Origin of the sequence: Roseibaca sp. Y0-43 (genome assembly GCF_020667835.1) — a bacterium.
GTDB lineage: Bacteria > Pseudomonadota > Alphaproteobacteria > Rhodobacterales > Rhodobacteraceae > Roseinatronobacter.
Genome location: NZ_JAFMPR010000002.1, coordinates 276070 through 293714 on the forward strand (window position 1 = coordinate 276070; position 17645 = coordinate 293714).

The window sequence follows — 17645 nt, forward strand, 5'->3', positions numbered from 1 at the left end:
CTGCTGTCGCGCAAGGCTTTTACTTTTCACGGGTTTTCTAACCCTTACCGGCCCAAAGTTCAAAGCCCTCCTGTCAAAAAATCGCGCAAGCGTGAAACTGCGGGGGTGAAATAGCGAAGGATAAGCAAGAACATGCCGAATGACGACGCACAAAGCCCGCTCAGCCTTGCCACGGGCGCGGTGCCCTTGGTCGAGCTGTGGCGCGGGGACCGCTTGGAATCGGTGCATCTGGGTCATGCGGTCGTCATGGGCGTGGATGGGCAGATCGTGGAAAGCTGGGGGCGGCCAGAGGCGCTGATCTACCCACGCTCCAGTTGCAAGATGTTGCAGGCCTTGCCCATGGTTGACTCCGGCGCGGCCAAGGGGTTGACGCCCGCGCAACTGGCACTTGCCTGCGCGTCGCATCAGGCAAGCGCTGTGCATGTTGACATGGTCACGCGCTGGCTGGCCGATCTGGGCCTGTCGGATGACGACCTGCGCTGTGGCGCGGCCCCGCCGCAGGATGTGGCAGAACGTGACCGGCTGATCTGCTCGCACGCGCAGCCCTGCCAAAGCCACCATGAATGTTCCGGCAAACATGCGGGCTTTCTGACGCTGAACCGTCACTTGAAAGGCGGGGCCGAGTATGTGGACCCCGACCACCCCGTGCAGCGCGCCGTGCGTGCGGCGTTCGAGGAGGTGACGGGCCAGACCTCTCCCGGCTTCGGGATTGACGGGTGCTCCGCCCCGAACTTCATGACCGAATTGCAAGGGCTGGCGCGTGCCATGGCGCGCTATGCAAGTGCCCGTGACAGCTTTGGCGATGCGCGCGAGCAGGCGATGGCCGCCTTGCGCAACGCGATGATGGCGCATCCCGATATGGTCGCGGGCGAGACGCGGGCCTGCACGAACCTGATGCGCGCGGCCAAGGGGCGCGCGGCGGTCAAGACCGGGGCCGAGGCGGTGTTCGTCGCCATGCTGCCCGAGAAAGGGTTGGGCATCGCGCTGAAAATCCTCGACGGTGGGGTGCGCGCGTCCGAAGCCGCGATCACCGGGTTGTTGCGCCGCCATGGCGCGATAGAGGCGGGCGACCCGGTCGTCGCGCAATATATCGGCCCCATGCGCAACCGCCGCGATCTTGTGGTGGGCGATACGCGGCTGGCACCGGGCTTTGCCTAGGCGGGGTTTCGCCGCAGCGCAGCAAGGCCACTTTCACCACAAGCGGCAATCCGCTAGACAGAAAGCCAGCTATAGGGAGATGCGATATGTTCAAACTGCTTTTCGGGTCCAAGGCGGCCGCCCCGCAGGTCAAGCGCGAAACCCAGCGCGAAACGATCCTGCGTGCGCAATCCGAGATCAACGAGATTCTTGCCACACTCAGCCCCAAGCCCCGCATCACTGTCTACCCCGAAGAAGGCACCTTCACCATCGACCTGCCCGACCAGATGCCGGACGAGGCCAAGGCACTGCCCGCGCCCGACAAACCCAAGACCTGATCCTGCCGCTTGCCCAAGTCGTTCCTGTGTCGTAGCGTCGCACCCAAATCAACGGGAGGATGACCGCCAATGAGCGACAAACCGCAAGCTTTCGAGACGCTGCAAATCCACGCAGGGGCCAATCCGGACCCGGCCACGGGCGCGCGTCAGGTGCCGATCTACCAGACGACCGCGTATGTCTTTCGTGATGCCGACCATGCAGCGGCGTTGTTCAACCTGCAAGAAGTGGGGTTCATCTATTCGCGCCTGACGAACCCCACGGTCTTTGCGCTGCAAGACCGGATGGCCGCTTTGGAAGGGGGCGCGGGGGCTGTGGCCTGCTCGTCGGGCCATGCCGCGCAGATTCTCGCGCTCTTCACCATCATGGGGCCGGGCCTGAACATTGTGGCGTCGAACCGGCTTTACGGCGGCACGGTCACGCAGTTTTCCCAAACCATCAAGCGTTTCGGTTGGTCGGCAAAGTTCGTCGATATCGATGATGAAGAAGCCGTGGAGGCGGCGATCGACGACAACACCCGCGCGGTGTTTTGCGAATCCATCGCCAATCCCGGTGGGCATATCGCAGACCTGCCCGCTTTGGCCAAAATCGCCGACAAACACGGGATTCCTCTGATCGTCGACAACACCACCGCGACCCCCTACCTGTGCCGCCCCATCGAGCATGGCGCAACTCTGGTCATCCATTCCATGACGAAATACCTGACCGGCAACGGCACCGTGACCGGCGGCTGCATTGTCGATTCGGGCAAGTTCGACTGGTCGGCGAATGACAAATTCCCTGGCCTGTCGCAGCCAGAGCCCGCTTATCATGGTCTGAACTTCCACGCCGCCCTTGGGCCGATGGCTTTCATGTTCAATGCCATTGCCGTGGGCATGCGCGATCTGGGCATGACGCTGAACCCGCAAGCCGCGCATTACACGATGATGGGGATCGAAACCCTGTCGCTGCGGATGGAAAAGCACTGCGAAAACGCGCTCAAAGTCGCGGAATGGCTGGAAAAACACCCGGCGGTGGATCATGTCACCTATGCGGGGCTGAAATCCTCGCCCTATTACGACCGGGTGGCGAAAATCTGCCCCAAGGGCGCGTCGTCGCTGTTCACCTTCGCGCTGAAGGACGGCTACGAGGCTTGCGTGAAGCTGATCGATTCCGTCGAATTGTTCAGCCATGTCGCCAATCTGGGCGACACGCGGTCGCTGATTATCCACTCGGCCTCGACCACGCACCGGCAGCTGAGCGCCGAGCAACAGATCGCCGCCGGGGCCGCGCCCAACGTGGTGCGCGTGTCCATCGGCACAGAGAATGTCGAAGACATCATCGCCGATCTGGAGCAGGCGCTGGCCAAGGCCACGGCCTGACACCTCGCTTCAACCGCGCAATGCAAGCCATTGCGCGGTTAAGCAATTTTTCGCTATCATGCCGTGTGATAGGGGTTTTCCGACTCCCGATGTGGTCTGTAATTTGCTAAGGGCACGCCATGACACCGAATTTTGCCCTTGGATTGACCGAACTCGGCATCACGCTCTGGCTGCGTGACGGCACCGCTTGGCTGCGCCTGGGCGCGGTCGCGATGGATGCGCCCGACCTTGACACGCAGATGCAGGCGCTGGTCGCCAAGGCCAAGGAACAGCTGCCCGACGGGATCGTGACCAAGCTGGTCATCCCCGACGACCAGATCCTGTATACCTATCTGCCGGTCGAGGCCGACGCGGGCGCGGTGCGTGCGGCACTGGACGGCAAGACCCCCTACCCGGTCGAAGAGCTGGATTTCGACTATGTCGCCCAAGGCGACGGGGTTCTGGCCGCCGTGGTCGCCCGCGAAACGCTGCTGGAGGCCGAGGAATTCGCCATTGCGCAAGGGCTGAACCCGGTCTGCTTCGTGGCCGCGCCCGATGATGGCACCTTCCCGCAAGAGCCGTTCTTCAAGACCGCGCGCGGCGTCCGGCTGGAGGCTGATGCACTGGGGCGCGGCGGCCCGGCCCTGCGCGAAAGCGGCATCTTCCAGCCGCCGAAACCGGCAGCGCCAGCACCGGCCAAACCGGACGAGCCGAAGGCAGACGCGGCCAAGCCCGCCGAAGCGGCGAAGGATGACGCGACGCCCGTCGCCAAGGCTGACACGCCGAAAGCCGACGCCCAGAAACCCGCCGAAGCGCCCGAAGCGGCGACCGCAAAGCCGTCCGCGCAACCCGCCCCCGCGCCCGCAGCGCCGAAGGGTGCGAAAGCGGACACGCCCAAGGCCGACGCGCCCTCTTTCCGGTCGCGCCGCAGCGCGCCCGCGGCACCCGCTGCCCCCAAGGCCAAAAGCCCTGCGCCAAGCGCGCGCGCCGCGTCCTCTGCCGCGCCAAAGCCGCAAGCCGCGAAACGCCCCGCGCTCTCGCTCGGTCGGCTTGGCGGTGCGGGTCTGGCGGCGAAACTGCGCAGCTCGCTCGGCGCGCCTGCAACGCGCGCGGGCAACGGCTTGCGCAGCGCGACCGACCTGCTGGGCCGCAAACTGACGGCCAAGGCAGAAGCGCCGCGCGTGCCGCCGAAAGCCGTGCCCGCACAAGACGCAGGCCCCGGCAAAGCGCCCGCCAAACCTGCCGCGGCAAAGCAACCCACCGTCCAGCCGGGCCGTGCGCCGACTGCCAAAGGCGCATTGGCCGCCAGCAAGGCCGCAGGTCTGACCGCGAAAGCCGCTGGCGTTGGCAAAACGCCCGACCCCGAAGCCGAACGGCTGACGGTGTTCGGCGCGCGGCGCGGCGACACGGCGACAGGGCCAAGCCTGCCCAAACGCGCCTTGCTGATAAGCGGCGCGGCGCTGATGCTGGTGCTCGCGGTGGCGATCTGGGCGTTTTACTTCAGCCGCAGCGGTGGCGACGACCTGGCCCAACCGATCCTGCCAGAGGACACGACCACAGAGGTTGCTGCCCCCGATCCGCTGACCTTGCCCGAGGTGGGCACACCCGAGGAGAGCGCAGAGATCGAGGCCGCCCTTGGTGCAACCGATGCCGCGCAGGAACAGGGCAGCAGCCCGGAGGCGGGCACGCAAGACGCGCAGGATGCCCCGATGTCCGCCGCTGGCCTTGCGCCAGAGGTTGCAACGCCGCAAGCCGATGCCGGGCGTCTGGCGGCGCTGCGCTCTGTGCGGGCCATCGCGCCCGAAGCGCCGGGCAGCCTGCCAGACGTGCAAGCCGCGCCCGCGCCTTTTGGGGCCACGCCCTTGCCGCCGCTGCGCGAAGAGCTGACCGCCCCGGTCGCGCCGGAAGCGGAAGAGGTCGTCACCGATGCCCCCGCCACCGGGTTGCCAGAGGGCGAAGAGGCGTTGGAAATCGTCGTCACCCAAGGCCGCCCCGCCGTCGTGCCGCCCGCGCGGCCCGAGGGGATCGCGCCCGCACCCCCGCCAGAGCCAGAGGCAGCGCTGCCAGACCCTGACCCCGCGCCAGAGACCGCCATCGCCGACGAGGTGGCCGGAGCGGTCGCGGGCGCGCTTGCCGATGCAGGGGCCGAGATTCAGGCCGGGGTGCAAGACCTGCTGGCCCCGCTGGATGAAAGCGGCCTTGTCATCGACGTGACCGAAGGGGCACCGGCGGTCACACCGCCCGCCCGCCCCGAGGGGATCGCGCCAGAGCCGGTGGCGGAACCGGCAGCGGACACACCAGACACGCCCGAAGACACGACCCCGGCCGATCCCGATCAGGCCAGCCTGACACCGCCTCCGGGCGGTGTTGCGCTGACATTGATCGCACCGGCCCCGCGCCCGGCCCAGATCGCCCAAGAGGCTGCGGCACAAGCCGAGCAGTTTGCCTCTGCCACGCCACAGGCGGTGGCGGCATCGCTGCGCCCGTCGAACCGCCCCAGCGGGTTTTCGCAAACGGTGCAGCGCGCGCTTGCCGCCGCGCGCATCCGTCAGGCCGCAGCACCGGCACCAGAGCCGCAGATCGTGCAGGCCTCTGCCGCGTCGGTTGCGCCCGCGATCCCCAGCTCTGCTTCTGTCTCGCGTGCGGCCACGCAAACCCGCGCGATCAACCTGCGCCAGATCAACCTGCTGGGCGTAATGGGCACGCCAAGCGCGCGCCGTGCGCTGGTGCGGCTGGATAATGGCCGTGTCGTGACCGTGCGCGTGGGCGAGCGGCTGGATGGCGGTCAAGTCACCGCCATCGGCGACAGCGAGTTGCGATATAACAAGCGCGGGCGCGATGTCGTGCTGCGCATTGCGTCCTGAGCGGCGCTGTCAGACCCCGGACCATAGGTAATGCAAGAAAAACCCGTCGCCCCTGCCGTCAAGATCGGGCTGGAACTTGGCCCCGTCTTTCTGTTCTTCCTGGGCTATGTCACCACGCGCGGGCAAAGCTACACGATCGGTGGCACCGAATACACGGCCTTCATCCTGTTGACCGCAGCCTTCATTCCGCTGATGGCGCTGGCCACCTTCGTTCTGTGGCGCCTGTCGGGCCGCCTGAGCAAAATGCAACTTGTGACGCTGGTGATGGTGGTTGTCTTTGGCGGGCTGACGGTCTGGCTGAATGATGACCGCTTCTTCAAGATGAAGCCGACCGCGATCTACGGCATCTTCGCGCTTCTGCTGGGCATCGGCCTGCTGCGCGGCCAAAGCTGGCTGGAGATGGTCATGGAAGGCGCGCTGCCGCTGACCCATACGGGATGGATCTTGCTGACCAAGCGGCTGGCGCTGATGTTCCTGGCAATGGCCTGCGCGAATGAACTGGTCTGGCGCAATTTCTCGACCGATATGTGGGTGAATTTCCGCACCTTCGGCCTGCCTGTCGCCTTGTTCGCCTTCTTCCTTGCGCAGGCCAAGCTGTTCGAGCGCTACAAGACCAGCGCAGACGAGTAGCCAGCGCGCAGCCGGTCGCGGTTCAGCGCCAGCCAGTAGATACTGGTCAGAAGCGGGCCGTTCTGGACCTCGCCGCTTTGGGCCAGCTCCATCAGGCGCGCAAAGGGGATGATGTGGCGGCGGATGTCTTCGGCCTCTGTCTCCAGCCCGTTCACCGCGCCGTCATTCTCGGGCAACGCGCAGATCGCGATGTATTGGAACAGGCACTCGGTCACGCAACCGGGCGAGGGATAGGCCTTGCCGATCAGGTGCAGCGCGTCCTCTGTCAGCGTCAGCCCCGCTTCTTCGCGCGCCTCGCGCAGGGCTGCCTGAACCGGGGTTTCGCCGGGGTCAATCCGCCCGGCAATGCCTTCGAGGGACCAGCAATTCGCGGCGCGGCGCAGGTATAACCCGTAGCGGAATTGTTCCACCAGCAACACGCAATCGCGCCGCGGGTCATAGGGCAGAAGCGTGACGGCATCGGACATCACGAAGGCCGCGCGCCGCACCACGGGGCTGAGCGAGCCGTCGAAGCGGCGAATGCGCAGGTCGTCCGATTGCACGCCGAAGAAATACGCATAGGGGTGCGCGGTCGAGACCGGGACCACGTCATCGGGCCGGGCGGTGCGGCGCAGGGTTTCCGGGCTGGCCTCTGCCTGCCCGCGCAGCCGCGCGCAGGCGTGCGACAACAGCATCGGGTAACGCACCGTCAGGTTTTCCAGCGAGTGCGTGGCGCGCAACTCCATGACCTCTGTGCTGGCAAGCGTGGCGGCATCGCCCAGACGCGCGGCCCAGTCGGCCAAGTCCCAAGGCTCGGCGCCGGTGGCTGGGGCTGTGTCGGGACGATAGACCCAGACCTCTTGCCCCTGCGCGTCCGTCAGCTTTTGGCGGTCATAGCCGAACAGGCGCTCGAAGAAATCCAAACGGTCCAGTTGCGCGGCATCGGGCTGCACCAGCACCCCTTCGGCCCGCGCGCCGTTTTGCGCCACAAGCACCGGGTAGCCCTTGTGCGTCCGCACCGTGTAACCCGCCAGCCCGCCAGGGCGCGCGTGCGCTTGCCCGCCCATGACGGCGGCCAACAAAGGCGCATGGCGTAGCGTGCCGAATAGAAACAGAGGTGGCGTCATCTTGCGAGGCGACGCGCTTCAAGCAGGCGGAAGGTGATGGACAGCGCCAGCCCCGCACCAAGGCAGAACATCGCCATGGGGACAAGCATCTTCGGCACCGCCAGATCGCGCACATGCTCGGTGATGAAGCCGAAGAACCCTTCCATCGCTTCGCCCAGATCGTCATAGCGCGTGTCATGGCCCAGGCGGAACGTCTCTGAGGTGGCACCCGCAATGCAGGCCAGAAGCACAGCCACGATCATGCCTTGTAGCACGGCAAAGACAGAGGCAAGAACGCCCTTTTCAATACGCGGCCCCGCGATTCGCCAGCCTGCCAGCGCAGCGGCCAGCGCGACGACAAGGTTGAACTTGCCTGACACATACGCCCCTTCTTGCATCAGCTGAAAGATGGTGGCGGCGTGGATTGCGAATGCGGCGAAAGCCAGCATGGTCAGGAAACGCGTGAGCGTCGGTTGAGAGGACATTACAGCACCTTCACAAAACTCAATTCTCTTGTGCGCGCTGGGCCTCTATTTCGCGCCAGCGAGCAACGGCGCGATTATGATCCTCCAGATTTGTGCTGAAAGTATGGCCGCCCGTGCCATTTGCGACAAAATACAGGTAAGGTGTGTCATCCGGGTTAAGCGCGGCGGCGATGGCGTCGCGTCCGGGGTTGGCGATGGGCGTCGGGGGCAACCCGTCGATGCGGTAGGTGTTATAGGGCGTAACCGCGTCCAGTTCCGACCGGCGCAGCCCGCGGCCCAACGTGCCTTGGCCCTGCGTGATGCCATAGATCACCGTGGGGTCGGTTTGCAGCCGCATTGGAATGCCCAGACGGTTCACGAAAACACCGGCCACTTGCGGGCGCTCGTCGGGATCGGCGGTCTCTTTCTCGACGATAGAAGCCATGATGAGCGCCTCGTAAGGCGTGTCATACGGCAGGTCATCGGCACGGGTTTCCCACAATTCCGCCAGAATCGCTTCTTGGCGGGCGCGCATCTCAGTCAGCAACTCGGCGCGGTCCTGACCACGTGTGACCGCGTAGCTGTCGGGGGCAAGCCAACCTTCTTCCGGCTGCTCGCCCGGATCGCCCGACAGGAACTCTGCCTGCCGCAACCCGTCCCAGACCTGCCAGCTTGTCGCGCCCTCGGCCACGGTAATGCGCAGGCCGATATCGGGCTGGGCGACGAACCGGGCATACTCCTCTGGCGGGGTTTCGCCCGCGTCGAATTGCACGACGGTTTCAAAGCGCTGCGTGGCCGGGTCCAGCTCGCGCACCAGCGTATCAATCCGCGTGACCCCGATGCGATACTGAATCTCGGACCCGCAGGTAGACGCGCCGCCACGCGTCAGGATGTCCATGATCTCATCCATCGAGGCGGCTTCGGGCACCAGATACGACCCAAAGCGGAGCTGGTCGGCGCGCTCGGTGTAGCGCGCGCCGATGCGGAACACCTGCTCGGACCCGATCGCGCCCATTTCGGACAATTGGCCCGATACCCGTTGCAAGGTAGCGCCGGGGGCCACGCGGTAGCAAATGGCTTGCGTCAGCGGTCCGGGCTGCGTGAACTGCCGCTGCCCGGCGGCGATGACGATGGCCAGCGCGATCAGACCGACGATCAGCAGGTTAAAGGCATTGGCAACGATATGACGAACCATCAGCTTTCCAGTTTGCGCAGGATCAGGCTGGCATTGGTGCCGCCAAAGCCGAAGCTGTTGGACAGCGCGATGTCGATCTTGCGCTTGCGCGGGGCGTTCGGGGCCAGGTCCAGCGGTGTCTCGACCGCCGGGTTATCTAGGTTCAGCGTGGGCGGGGCGACCTGATCGCGGATGGCGAGGATCGAGAAAATCGCCTCTACCGCGCCGGCCGCGCCCAGCAAATGCCCGATGGCCGACTTGGTGGACGACATGGTGGCCTTGCTCGCCCCCTCGCCCAGCAGCTTTTCGACCGCCGCCAGTTCGATCGTGTCGGCCATGGTCGAGGTGCCATGCGCGTTGATATAGTCGATCTCTTCCGCCTTGATCCCGGCACGCGCGACGGCGGCGCGCATGGACCGCAGCGCGCCATCACCATCTTCCGAGGGTGCGGTGATGTGATACGCGTCGCCCGACAGGCCGTAGCCCACCACTTCGGCATAGATCTTGGCACCGCGCGCTTTCGCGTGCTCGTATTCCTCCAACACCACGACGCCCGCGCCTTCGCCCATGACGAAGCCGTCGCGGTCCATGTCATAGGGGCGTGAGGCGGCTTTCGGGTCATTGCCGCGCTTCGTGGACAGCGCCTTGCAGGCGTTGAAGCCCGCGATGCCGATTTCGCAGATCGGGCTTTCCGCACCGCCCGCGATCATCACGTCGGCGTCGCCGAACTGGATCAGCCGCGCGGCATCGCCAATGGCGTGCGCACCGGTCGAACAGGCCGTCACGACCGCGTGGTTCGGCCCCTTGAACCCGTGGCGGATGCTGACCTGCCCCGACACAAGGTTAATCAGCGCCGAGGGGATGAAGAAGGGTGACACGCGCCGCGGCCCGCGTTCCTTCAGCAGGACGGCGGTGTCGGCGATGGATTGCAAGCCCCCGATGCCCGACCCGATCATCACGCCGGTGCGGCAACGCGCCTCTTCATCCTTGGGCGCCCAGCCCGAATCCTTCACCGCCTGATCGGCAGCGGCAATGCCATAGAGGATGAACTCGTCAACCTTGCGCGCCTCTTTCGGCTCCATCCAGTCGTCGGGGTTGAAGCTGCCATCCGACCCGTCGCCGCGCGGCACCTCGCAGGCATAGGTCGTGGCAAGGTTGCTGGCATCGAAACGCGTGATCGGTCCCGCGCCCGACTGGCCGTCCAGAATGCGCGACCAAGTGGCTTCTACGCCGCAGCCCAGCGGCGTGACCATTCCCAAACCTGTAACGACGACCCTGCGCATCCGGTCCCTCTTGTGCTGGTGTTGACCCTATATCGGGTCTGATACCCAGATTTCCAAGACAGGGAAAGGGGCGCGTGCGCGCGATGGGCGGTGTTTTGCGCCGTTTTCGCGGGGTTTCAGATCACCTCGAAGCGATCCACATCCACCATGCCGTGATCGGTGATCTTCAGATGCGGGATCACCGGCAGCGCGATAAAGGCCAGTTGCAGGAACGGCTCTTCCAGTGTCACGCCCAGGCTTGTCGCCGCCGCGCGCAGATCAATCAGGCGCGCGTGCACGTCTTCGTAGCTGTCCAGCGACATCAGGCCCGCCACCGGCAACGGTAATTCGGCCAAGACCTTGCCGCCCTGTGCCACCACGAACCCGCCTTCGATTTCGGACAAACGGTTCGCGGCCAGCGCAAGATCGTCGTAATCCACGCCCACCGCCACGATATTGTGGTGGTCATGCGCGACGGTCGCGGCAATCGCGCCCTGCCCCATGCCAAAGCCGCGCACGAAGCCGGTGGCAATATTGCCATTCTTCCCGTGCCGCTCGATCACCGCCACGCGGGCCAGATCGCGCGCTGGGTCGGGGCGCTTGTCGCCATCTTCGGGGGCAATGATCTCGCGCAAATGCTGGGTGATGATCTTGCCCTCGATAATCCCGATGACAGGCGTTTCGGGCGCGTTTCCGGCATGGCGGAAATCCCCCGCCTGAACCTTGGGCGCACGGACAGAGTTGCGGGCCACGGGTGCAATGACATGGCGCGCGGCAAAGGCCGCGTCATCCACCACCTGCCCGCCACAGATGACCAGCGCCGCGCGGCACTCTGCCAGATCGGGGAGTGCGACGATATCGGCGCGTTTGCCCGGCGCGATCTGGCCGCGATCTTTCAGCCCGAAAGCCTCGGCTGCCGAGAGCGTTGCCGCGCGATAGACCGCCAGCGGGTCGCAGCCCATGGCGATCAAGCTGCGGATCATGTGGTCCAGATGGCCATGCTCGGCTATGTCCAACGGGTTCCGGTCATCGGTGCACAGGCACATATAGGGCGCGGTCAGGGGCGTCAGCAGCGGTTGCAGCGCCACCATATCCTTGCTGACGGACCCTTCGCGGATCAGGATGCGCAGGCCCTTTTGCAGCTTCTCGCGCGCTTCGTCCGCGCTCGTCGCCTCGTGCTCGGTGCGGATACCCGCCGCGCAATAGGCGTTCAGGTCGCGCCCTGACAACAGCGGCGCGTGCCCGTCGATATGCCCGCCCGCGAAGGCGTGCAACTTGGCCATGCAACCGGGATCGCGGTGGATGACGCCGGGGAAATTCATGAACTCTGCCAGCCCGATGACGGAGGGGTGATCGCGCAAGGCCAAAAGCGCGTCCGCGTCCAGATCGGCGCCCGCCGTTTCCATATGGGTGGACGGCACGCAAGACGACAGGTTCACGCGAATATCCATGACCGTATGCTCGGACGCGGTCTGGAAATACCGGATACCGTCCGCGCCCGCGACATTGGCAATCTCATGCGGGTCGCAAATGGCGGTGGTCACGCCGCGCGGGGCGACGCAGCGGTCGAATTCGTAAGGTGTTACCAGCGAGGATTCGATATGCAGATGCGTGTCGATGAAGCCCGGCACCAGCACATGGCCAGGCAGGTCTATGACGCGCGCGCCCTCATACGCGGCCCCGATGCCCACGATCTGCCCCTCGTGGATGGCCACATCGCCCGCAATCCGCGCGCCCGTGACCATGCACAGGGTTTCGGCCCCGCGCAGCACCAGATCGGCAGGCGTTTCGCCGCGTGCGACGGCAATGCGGTCTTCCAAGGCCATGTTTCGCTCCTGTAGCAAGCTCGTATCGGGTGCCAGACTGCACCCGAAGCGCGTCAGCTTGCAAGGGCGCGGATCAGGCTGCGCATCCGGCTTTGCGGCTTGGGCGCATGGGCGCTGTCATAAAGGGCGAAATCGGCGGCACAGGCCGCTTCCAGACGCCGCGCCAGATGGGGCGCAAGCGACAGGCGCATCTCGGGCGAGGCATTCATCCGGTCGAGCGCGATCTCTTGCCCCAGACGCTGCTCCAGAAAGGCGCGGAATTCGTCGAACGCGTCGTAGCGATAGAGGTGATCGACCGTCTCGCCGGTTTTGGGATGGGTCAGGAACCGCGCCTGAGAGCCGACGGCGGCGAAGGCGGGTTGCTCTTCGGCCAGATACCCTTCTACGAACTGGTCGAAGCTCAGCCCCCGCGTGCTTTGCGCCGTGCCGTCCAGCCAAGAGCCGTGCCGATACCGATACCAGCTTCCCAGCCAATCCTGCGGGTGGCGGATCAGGGCGGCGGTGTCCAAAGGTTCGGTGTCGAAAATTGCAAGGAACTTCTCGAACCGCCACTTGTAGCGGTGAAAGGTGCAATGCTTGATGCGCGGGTCGCCCTGCAACACGATATCCGACAAGGGCGCGAGCGCCTTTTCCAGCGCGGTGCTGCCGCATTTGGGCGTGGAAAACACCACCAGACGATGTTTCAGGAATACCAGCAAGACGCGCGCCCCTGCGTTAGTTCACCCGCTATAGTTGCAGCGTAGCAGGAAGATGGCGCAAGGTCCACTACCCAAAGGCGCATTTCGGAACAAGCGCACCCGCTAAACATGTATGATCGGCGTGTCGACCGCGCCACCATATTTGCCATGGCTGGTTTTGTCCCAGTAGAACGGGGCCGAGATCAGCTCCCACAGCGCCTTGTAGACAGCAAGCACCGCAAGCGGGAAATACAGGTGCAGCGCCGGCAGCCATGCCCATAGCCCCGCGTGATGGCGCGCGCGCAGCGCGGCGGCCCCAAGGCCCAGATTGGTGGCCTCTGCGCCAAGGAACACGAACGCCAGCGCGACGAAAGCCTGCGGCGGCAGATCATCCAGCAGCGGATGGCCGAACCCGAACAGCATGAGCCAGAAGCTCCAGAGCAGGGGCGCGAGCAGGAATTGCACAAGCGTGCCCAGAAACAGCACCTGCACCCCGAAAAAGCGCCACGGTCCAAGCTGGCGCCACAACAGGCGCGGCTGGCGCATATGCACAAGCCATGTGATCGCGTAGCCCTTCAGCCAGCGCGAGCGTTGCTTGATCCAGGGCAGCACATGGCAATTCGCTTCCTCAAACGTCGTGGTCGGCAGCAGATGGGTCACATAACCATGCCGCGCAAGCCGAATGCCCAGATCGGCATCCTCGGTCACGTTATGCGCGTCCCAACCGCCCAAGGCGTCCAGAATGTCGCGGCGAAAGAACAGCGTCGTGCCGCCCAGTGGCACGGCCAACCCAAGCCGCTGCATCCCCGGCAGAACGATACGGAACCATGTCGCGTATTCGATGGTAAAGCAACGCGACAACCAATTGACGTTCGGGTTGTAGAAATCCAGCACCCCCTGCACACAGGCCAGATTATCGGGGCCAGCGTCAAACGCCTCTACCACGCGGTGCAACTGGTCGGGTTCCGGGGCGTCCTCTGCATCATAGACGCCGATGAGGCTGCCGCGCGCAAAGGTCATCGCGTAATTCAGCGCGCGCGGCTTGGTTTTCAGCTTTGCATCGGGCACCGGGATGACCCGCACCCAGCGCGGCAACGCCAGCCGCGCAAGCGCGTCACGCGTCAGGCTGTCATTCTCTTCGACGACCAGCAGGATGTCGGTCAATTCGCGCGGCCAAGTCAGCCGCGACAGCCGGTTGATCAGGCGCGGGACGACTTCGGGTTCGCGGTAAAGCGGCACCATGACCGACACGATGGGCCTGCGCCGCGCGGGCATGTCGCTGGGCGACGGGTGTCGCGCGGCCCGGAAAGCGGCAAAGGCGGCGGCAAGTTTCAGCAGGGTCGAGATGCCAAGCGCCACCACGACAACCGCCGTCAGCACCAGCAAAACCATGCGCGGGGCCAGCAGCGCACACACCAAAAGCGCCCCAATGCTTGCAGCCAGCACACGGCTGAACCGGCGGTTTTGCAAGACCCGGCAGCTTTCCGATTCGGCCACGCAGGTTTCGGCCCAAAGCCGCAACCGGTTGCGGCGCAATTGCAGCACCCGCGCGTGCAGATGCGTCTCGCTCGACAAGACCAGAACCACGGGGCCGAAGACCGCTTCCAGCGCGGGGCGGTGCTGTTCGAACTCTGCCGGGCGGGCGCAGGCGACCAGCGTCACACCCCCGATATTGCGCCACGGCAGGCAGGCCATGGACAAGGCACGCGCCACGCCAAGCTGGTCCAGCAGGCGCGGGTCCGGCGAGGGGTCGTCTTCGGTCATGAAACGCGCGCCATATTGGCGCGAGAGCGCTTGCATCAGCTCTGCCTGCGTGACCAGCCCGCGTGCCAGCAGGATGTCGCCCAGAAGCCCCGCCTGCCCCTCTTGCAGTTTCAGCGCCTGCATAAGCTGCGAGGCGGTCAGCACCCCCATGTCGCGCAGGATTTCGCCCAAGGGTTCGCGCGGCAGGGCAGCGCCAGCCGCGCCGGGCAGCACGCGCAGATTTGGCTGCGCGGGTGCAGGCGCGCCGATTTGTTCCCTGTGCCGAACTGCTCGCTGCGCCATCTGGCGACCATCCCCCACGCGGCGCGGATTGCGCCGGGGATCAGCAAAGCACAGTGGTGGTTAAGAAAGGATTAATCGCGCCGTCAGAACGCCCGCCGCGCGCGCAAGGCCGCGCCGATCGTGCCGTCATCGAGGAAATCCAGCTCGCCGCCCACGGGCACGCCTTGCGCCAGCGCGCTGAGCGTGACGCCGCTGTCTTCCAGCGCCTCGGCGATGTAATGGGCGGTGGTCTGTCCGTCGACCGTGGCCCCCAGCGCAAGGATCACCTCGCGCACCCCCTCGGAGGCGATGCGGTCCAGAAGTTGCGGAATGCGCAGGTCATCGGGGCCAATGGCATCGAGCGCCGAGAGCGTGCCGCCCAGCACATGGTAGCGGCCCGTGAAAGCCTGCCCACGCTCCATCGCCCAAAGATCGGCCACATCCTCGACAACGCAAATCTCGCCCGTGGCGCGTCTGGGGTCGGCGCAGATGTCGCAGATGGGCGCAGTCGCGATATTGCCGCAGCGCTGACAGGGCTGCGCCGTCTGCGCCACGCGGTCCAGCGCCATGACCAAGGGCCGCAACGCCTGATCGCGGCGCTGCAACAGGTGCAACACCATGCGCCGCGCGGACCGGGGGCCAAGCCCCGGCAGGCGCGCGAACTGGCCGATCAAGGCGTCGATTTCGTCGCGGGCATCGGCCATTGGTGCTTACAGCGGCAGGTTCATGTCGCGCGGCAGCCCCATGCTTTCCGCGATCCGGCCCATCTCTTCCTTCGAACGCTCTTCCGCTTTTGCCTGCGCGTCCTTGATGGCGGCGAGGATCAGGTCTTCGACCACCTCCTTGTCGTCCGAGTTGAAGATGGACGGGTCGATGTCGAGCGCGGTCAATTCGCCCTTCGCGGTCGCCGTGGCCTTGACCAGCCCGGCCCCGGATTCGCCAGTGACCATGATCGCCTTCAGGTCTTCCTGAAGCTGCGTCATCTTGGTCTGCATTTCCTGCGCGGCTTTCATCATCTTGGCCATATCGGCCATACCGCCCAAACCTTTCAGCATGTTAGCATCCTTTCTTCATGTGTCTTCAAACGGATCCCAATCGGGGTCGAATTCGTCTTCCACTTCTGGCAGCGCGTCTGACGCTGCTTGCTCTTCGGCGGTGGCAAGGGGTCGGATCTCGGCGATCCTTGCCTTTGGGAACGCGTCAAGAACCGCCATCACAAGGCTGTTTTGCATGGCTTTTTCTTCGTCGGCGCTTTGCTGCTGGGCGCGCGCTTCGGCCAAGGTCGCGCCGCCGCCCGTATTGGTCACGGACACGCCCCAGCGTGCGCCCGTCCAACCTTGCAACCGCGCGCCAAGGCGTTGCGCGAGATCGGCGGGGGCGTCTTCGGTCGGTTGAAACTCGATCCGGCCGGGGCTGTAGCGCACAAGGCGCAGGTAGGTTTCGACCTCTACCAGAAGCGTCATATCGCGCCGCGCACGGATAAGCGCCACGACACTGTCAAAATCGGGATATTCGGACAGTGCGGGCGCGGCCCCTGCGAGCGCTGCTTGCGGACCGTGTGCGGACCCGCCCGACATGGCGCGCGGGCTGCCGCCGCCACCCACAGGAGCACCCCGAGGGGCGGGCGCGCCACCGCCGCCACTGGGCGGGGTCTGGTCGTGCCATTTGCGCAAGATCTCTTCGGGGCTGGGCAGGTCGGCCACATGAGTCAGGCGGATGATCGCCATTTCCGCCGCCATCATGGCATTGGGTGCGCTGGCGACTTCCTCCAAGGCTTTCAGCAGCATCTGCCATGTCCGCGTCAGCACCCGCATGGGCAGCGCGGCTGCCATCGCCGCACCCCGGTCGCGTTCTTCGGGGCTGATGGTCGGGTCATCGCCCGCCTCTGGCGTGATTTGCGTCACGCTCAGCCAATGGGTGATTTCCGCCAGATCGCGCAGCACCGCCATCGGGTCGGCCCCGTCGGCATATTGCGCGGCCAGTTCCGACAGCGCCGCGCCCGCGTCGCCCCGCATGATATGGTCGAACAGGTCCAGCACCCGTGCGCGGTCGGCCAGCCCCAGCATGGCGCGCACCTGGTCGGCGGTGGTTTCGCCCGCGCCGTGGCTGATGGCCTGGTCCAGAAGCGACATCGCATCGCGCACCGATCCTTCGGCGGCGCGGGTAATCAGCGCCAGCGCATCCGCTGCCACCTGCCCGCCTTCGGCCTTTGCCACGCGGTCCAGATGCGCGATCATCACCTCGGGTTCGATGCGGCGCAGATCGAAGCGCTGGCAGCGTGACAGAACCGTCACCGGCACCTTGCGAATCTCGGTCGTGGCGAAGATGAATTTCACATGCGCGGGCGGCTCTTCCAGCGTTTTTAGCAGCGCGTTGAAGGCGCTGTTCGACAGCATGTGCACTTCGTCGATGATGTATATCTTGTAGCGGGCAGAGGCCGCGCGATAGGCCACGCTGTCGATGATCTCGCGAATATCGCCCACGCCGGTGCGCGAGGCCGCGTCCATCTCCATCACATCGACATGGCGCCCTTCGATGATGGCGCGGCAGTGTTCGCATTGCCCGCAGGGTTCCGTGGTCGGCCCGCCCTGCCCGTCCGGCCCGATGCAGTTCAGCCCCTTGGCGATGATCCGCGCGGTGGTGGTTTTGCCCGTTCCGCGAATGCCCGTCATGATGAAGGCGTGATGGATGCGGTCGGCGGCAAAGGCATTGCGCAGGGTGCGCACCATCGCGTCTTGGCCGATCAGGTCGGCAAAACTCTCGGGGCGGTATTTGCGCGCCAGAACCTGGTATTGTTCGCTCATGCCTGTCCTGTCTGGTTTCGC

General features: G+C 65.4%; 15 protein-coding genes. 5 read left to right on the forward strand and 10 right to left on the reverse strand.

Annotated elements, in window-relative coordinates; all coding sequences use genetic code 11:
* Positions 1 to 132: 132 nt before the first annotated feature.
* From J1C52_RS03640 to J1C52_RS03660, 5 genes are all read left to right on the forward strand, one after another.
* Positions 133 to 1158: an asparaginase gene (locus J1C52_RS03640; protein ID WP_227426565.1), complete on the forward strand. Its 1026-nt coding sequence runs from the start codon at positions 133 to 135 to the stop codon at positions 1156 to 1158.
* A gap of 86 nt (positions 1159 to 1244) precedes the next feature.
* Positions 1245 to 1475 carry a hypothetical protein gene (locus J1C52_RS03645; RefSeq protein ID WP_227426566.1) on the forward strand — a complete coding sequence of 77 codons (231 nt, stop codon included), beginning with the start codon at positions 1245 to 1247 and terminating at the stop codon, positions 1473 to 1475.
* 69 nt (positions 1476 to 1544) lie between these two features.
* Positions 1545 to 2834: an O-acetylhomoserine aminocarboxypropyltransferase/cysteine synthase family protein gene (locus tag J1C52_RS03650; RefSeq protein ID WP_227426567.1), complete on the forward strand. Its 1290-nt coding sequence runs from the start codon at positions 1545 to 1547 to the stop codon at positions 2832 to 2834.
* Positions 2835 to 2953: 119 nt separating this feature from the next.
* Entirely contained in the window at positions 2954 to 5677 is a 2724-nt protein-coding gene (locus J1C52_RS15130; protein ID WP_304621944.1) for a hypothetical protein, read from the forward strand.
* A gap of 30 nt (positions 5678 to 5707) precedes the next feature.
* Positions 5708 to 6307, forward strand: coding sequence for an inner membrane-spanning protein YciB (locus tag J1C52_RS03660; protein WP_227426568.1), 600 nt, complete (start codon positions 5708 to 5710; stop codon positions 6305 to 6307).
* Here J1C52_RS03660 and J1C52_RS03665 read toward each other — a convergent pair.
* The 10 genes from J1C52_RS03665 to J1C52_RS03710 all read right to left on the reverse strand — a co-directional run bounded on the left by J1C52_RS03665 (position 6283) and on the right by J1C52_RS03710 (position 17624).
* Entirely contained in the window at positions 6283 to 7413 is a 1131-nt protein-coding gene (locus J1C52_RS03665; RefSeq protein WP_227426569.1) for an NUDIX domain-containing protein, read from the reverse strand. The two genes, J1C52_RS03660 and J1C52_RS03665, sit on opposite strands and share 25 nt — an antisense overlap.
* Complete coding sequence (locus J1C52_RS03670; RefSeq protein WP_227426570.1) at positions 7410 to 7877, reverse strand: TrgA family protein; 468 nt, start codon at positions 7875 to 7877, stop codon at positions 7410 to 7412. Before J1C52_RS03670 ends, J1C52_RS03665 begins: the two co-directional genes overlap by 4 nt.
* Before the next feature lie 19 nt (positions 7878 to 7896).
* A complete protein-coding gene (gene mltG / locus J1C52_RS03675; protein ID WP_227426571.1) occupies positions 7897 to 9051 on the reverse strand; it encodes an endolytic transglycosylase MltG in 1155 nt (384 codons plus the stop codon).
* Entirely contained in the window at positions 9051 to 10313 is a 1263-nt protein-coding gene (fabF, locus tag J1C52_RS03680) for a beta-ketoacyl-ACP synthase II (protein WP_227426572.1), read from the reverse strand. Before fabF ends, mltG begins: the two co-directional genes overlap by 1 nt.
* Positions 10314 to 10429: 116 nt before the next feature.
* The gene (gene ade, locus J1C52_RS03685) at positions 10430 to 12118 is read right to left on the reverse strand and encodes an adenine deaminase (RefSeq protein WP_227426573.1); all 1689 of its coding nucleotides are present in this window, start codon (positions 12116 to 12118) and stop codon (positions 10430 to 10432) included.
* A 53-nt stretch (positions 12119 to 12171) separates the two neighbouring features.
* Positions 12172 to 12816, reverse strand: coding sequence for a gamma-glutamyl kinase (locus tag J1C52_RS03690; protein ID WP_227426574.1), 645 nt, complete (start codon positions 12814 to 12816; stop codon positions 12172 to 12174).
* A gap of 102 nt (positions 12817 to 12918) precedes the next feature.
* The gene (locus tag J1C52_RS03695; protein WP_227426575.1) at positions 12919 to 14841 is read right to left on the reverse strand and encodes a glycosyltransferase family 2 protein; all 1923 of its coding nucleotides are present in this window, start codon (positions 14839 to 14841) and stop codon (positions 12919 to 12921) included.
* Positions 14842 to 14924: 83 nt separating this feature from the next.
* A complete protein-coding gene (recR, locus tag J1C52_RS03700; protein ID WP_227426576.1) occupies positions 14925 to 15524 on the reverse strand; it encodes a recombination mediator RecR in 600 nt (199 codons plus the stop codon).
* Between the two features lie 6 nt (positions 15525 to 15530).
* Entirely contained in the window at positions 15531 to 15875 is a 345-nt protein-coding gene (locus J1C52_RS03705) for a YbaB/EbfC family nucleoid-associated protein (RefSeq protein WP_227426577.1), read from the reverse strand.
* A gap of 15 nt (positions 15876 to 15890) precedes the next feature.
* On the reverse strand, positions 15891 to 17624 hold the full coding sequence (locus J1C52_RS03710) for a DNA polymerase III subunit gamma/tau (RefSeq protein WP_227426578.1): 1734 nt from the start codon (positions 17622 to 17624) through the stop codon (positions 15891 to 15893).
* Positions 17625 to 17645 lie beyond the last annotated feature (21 nt).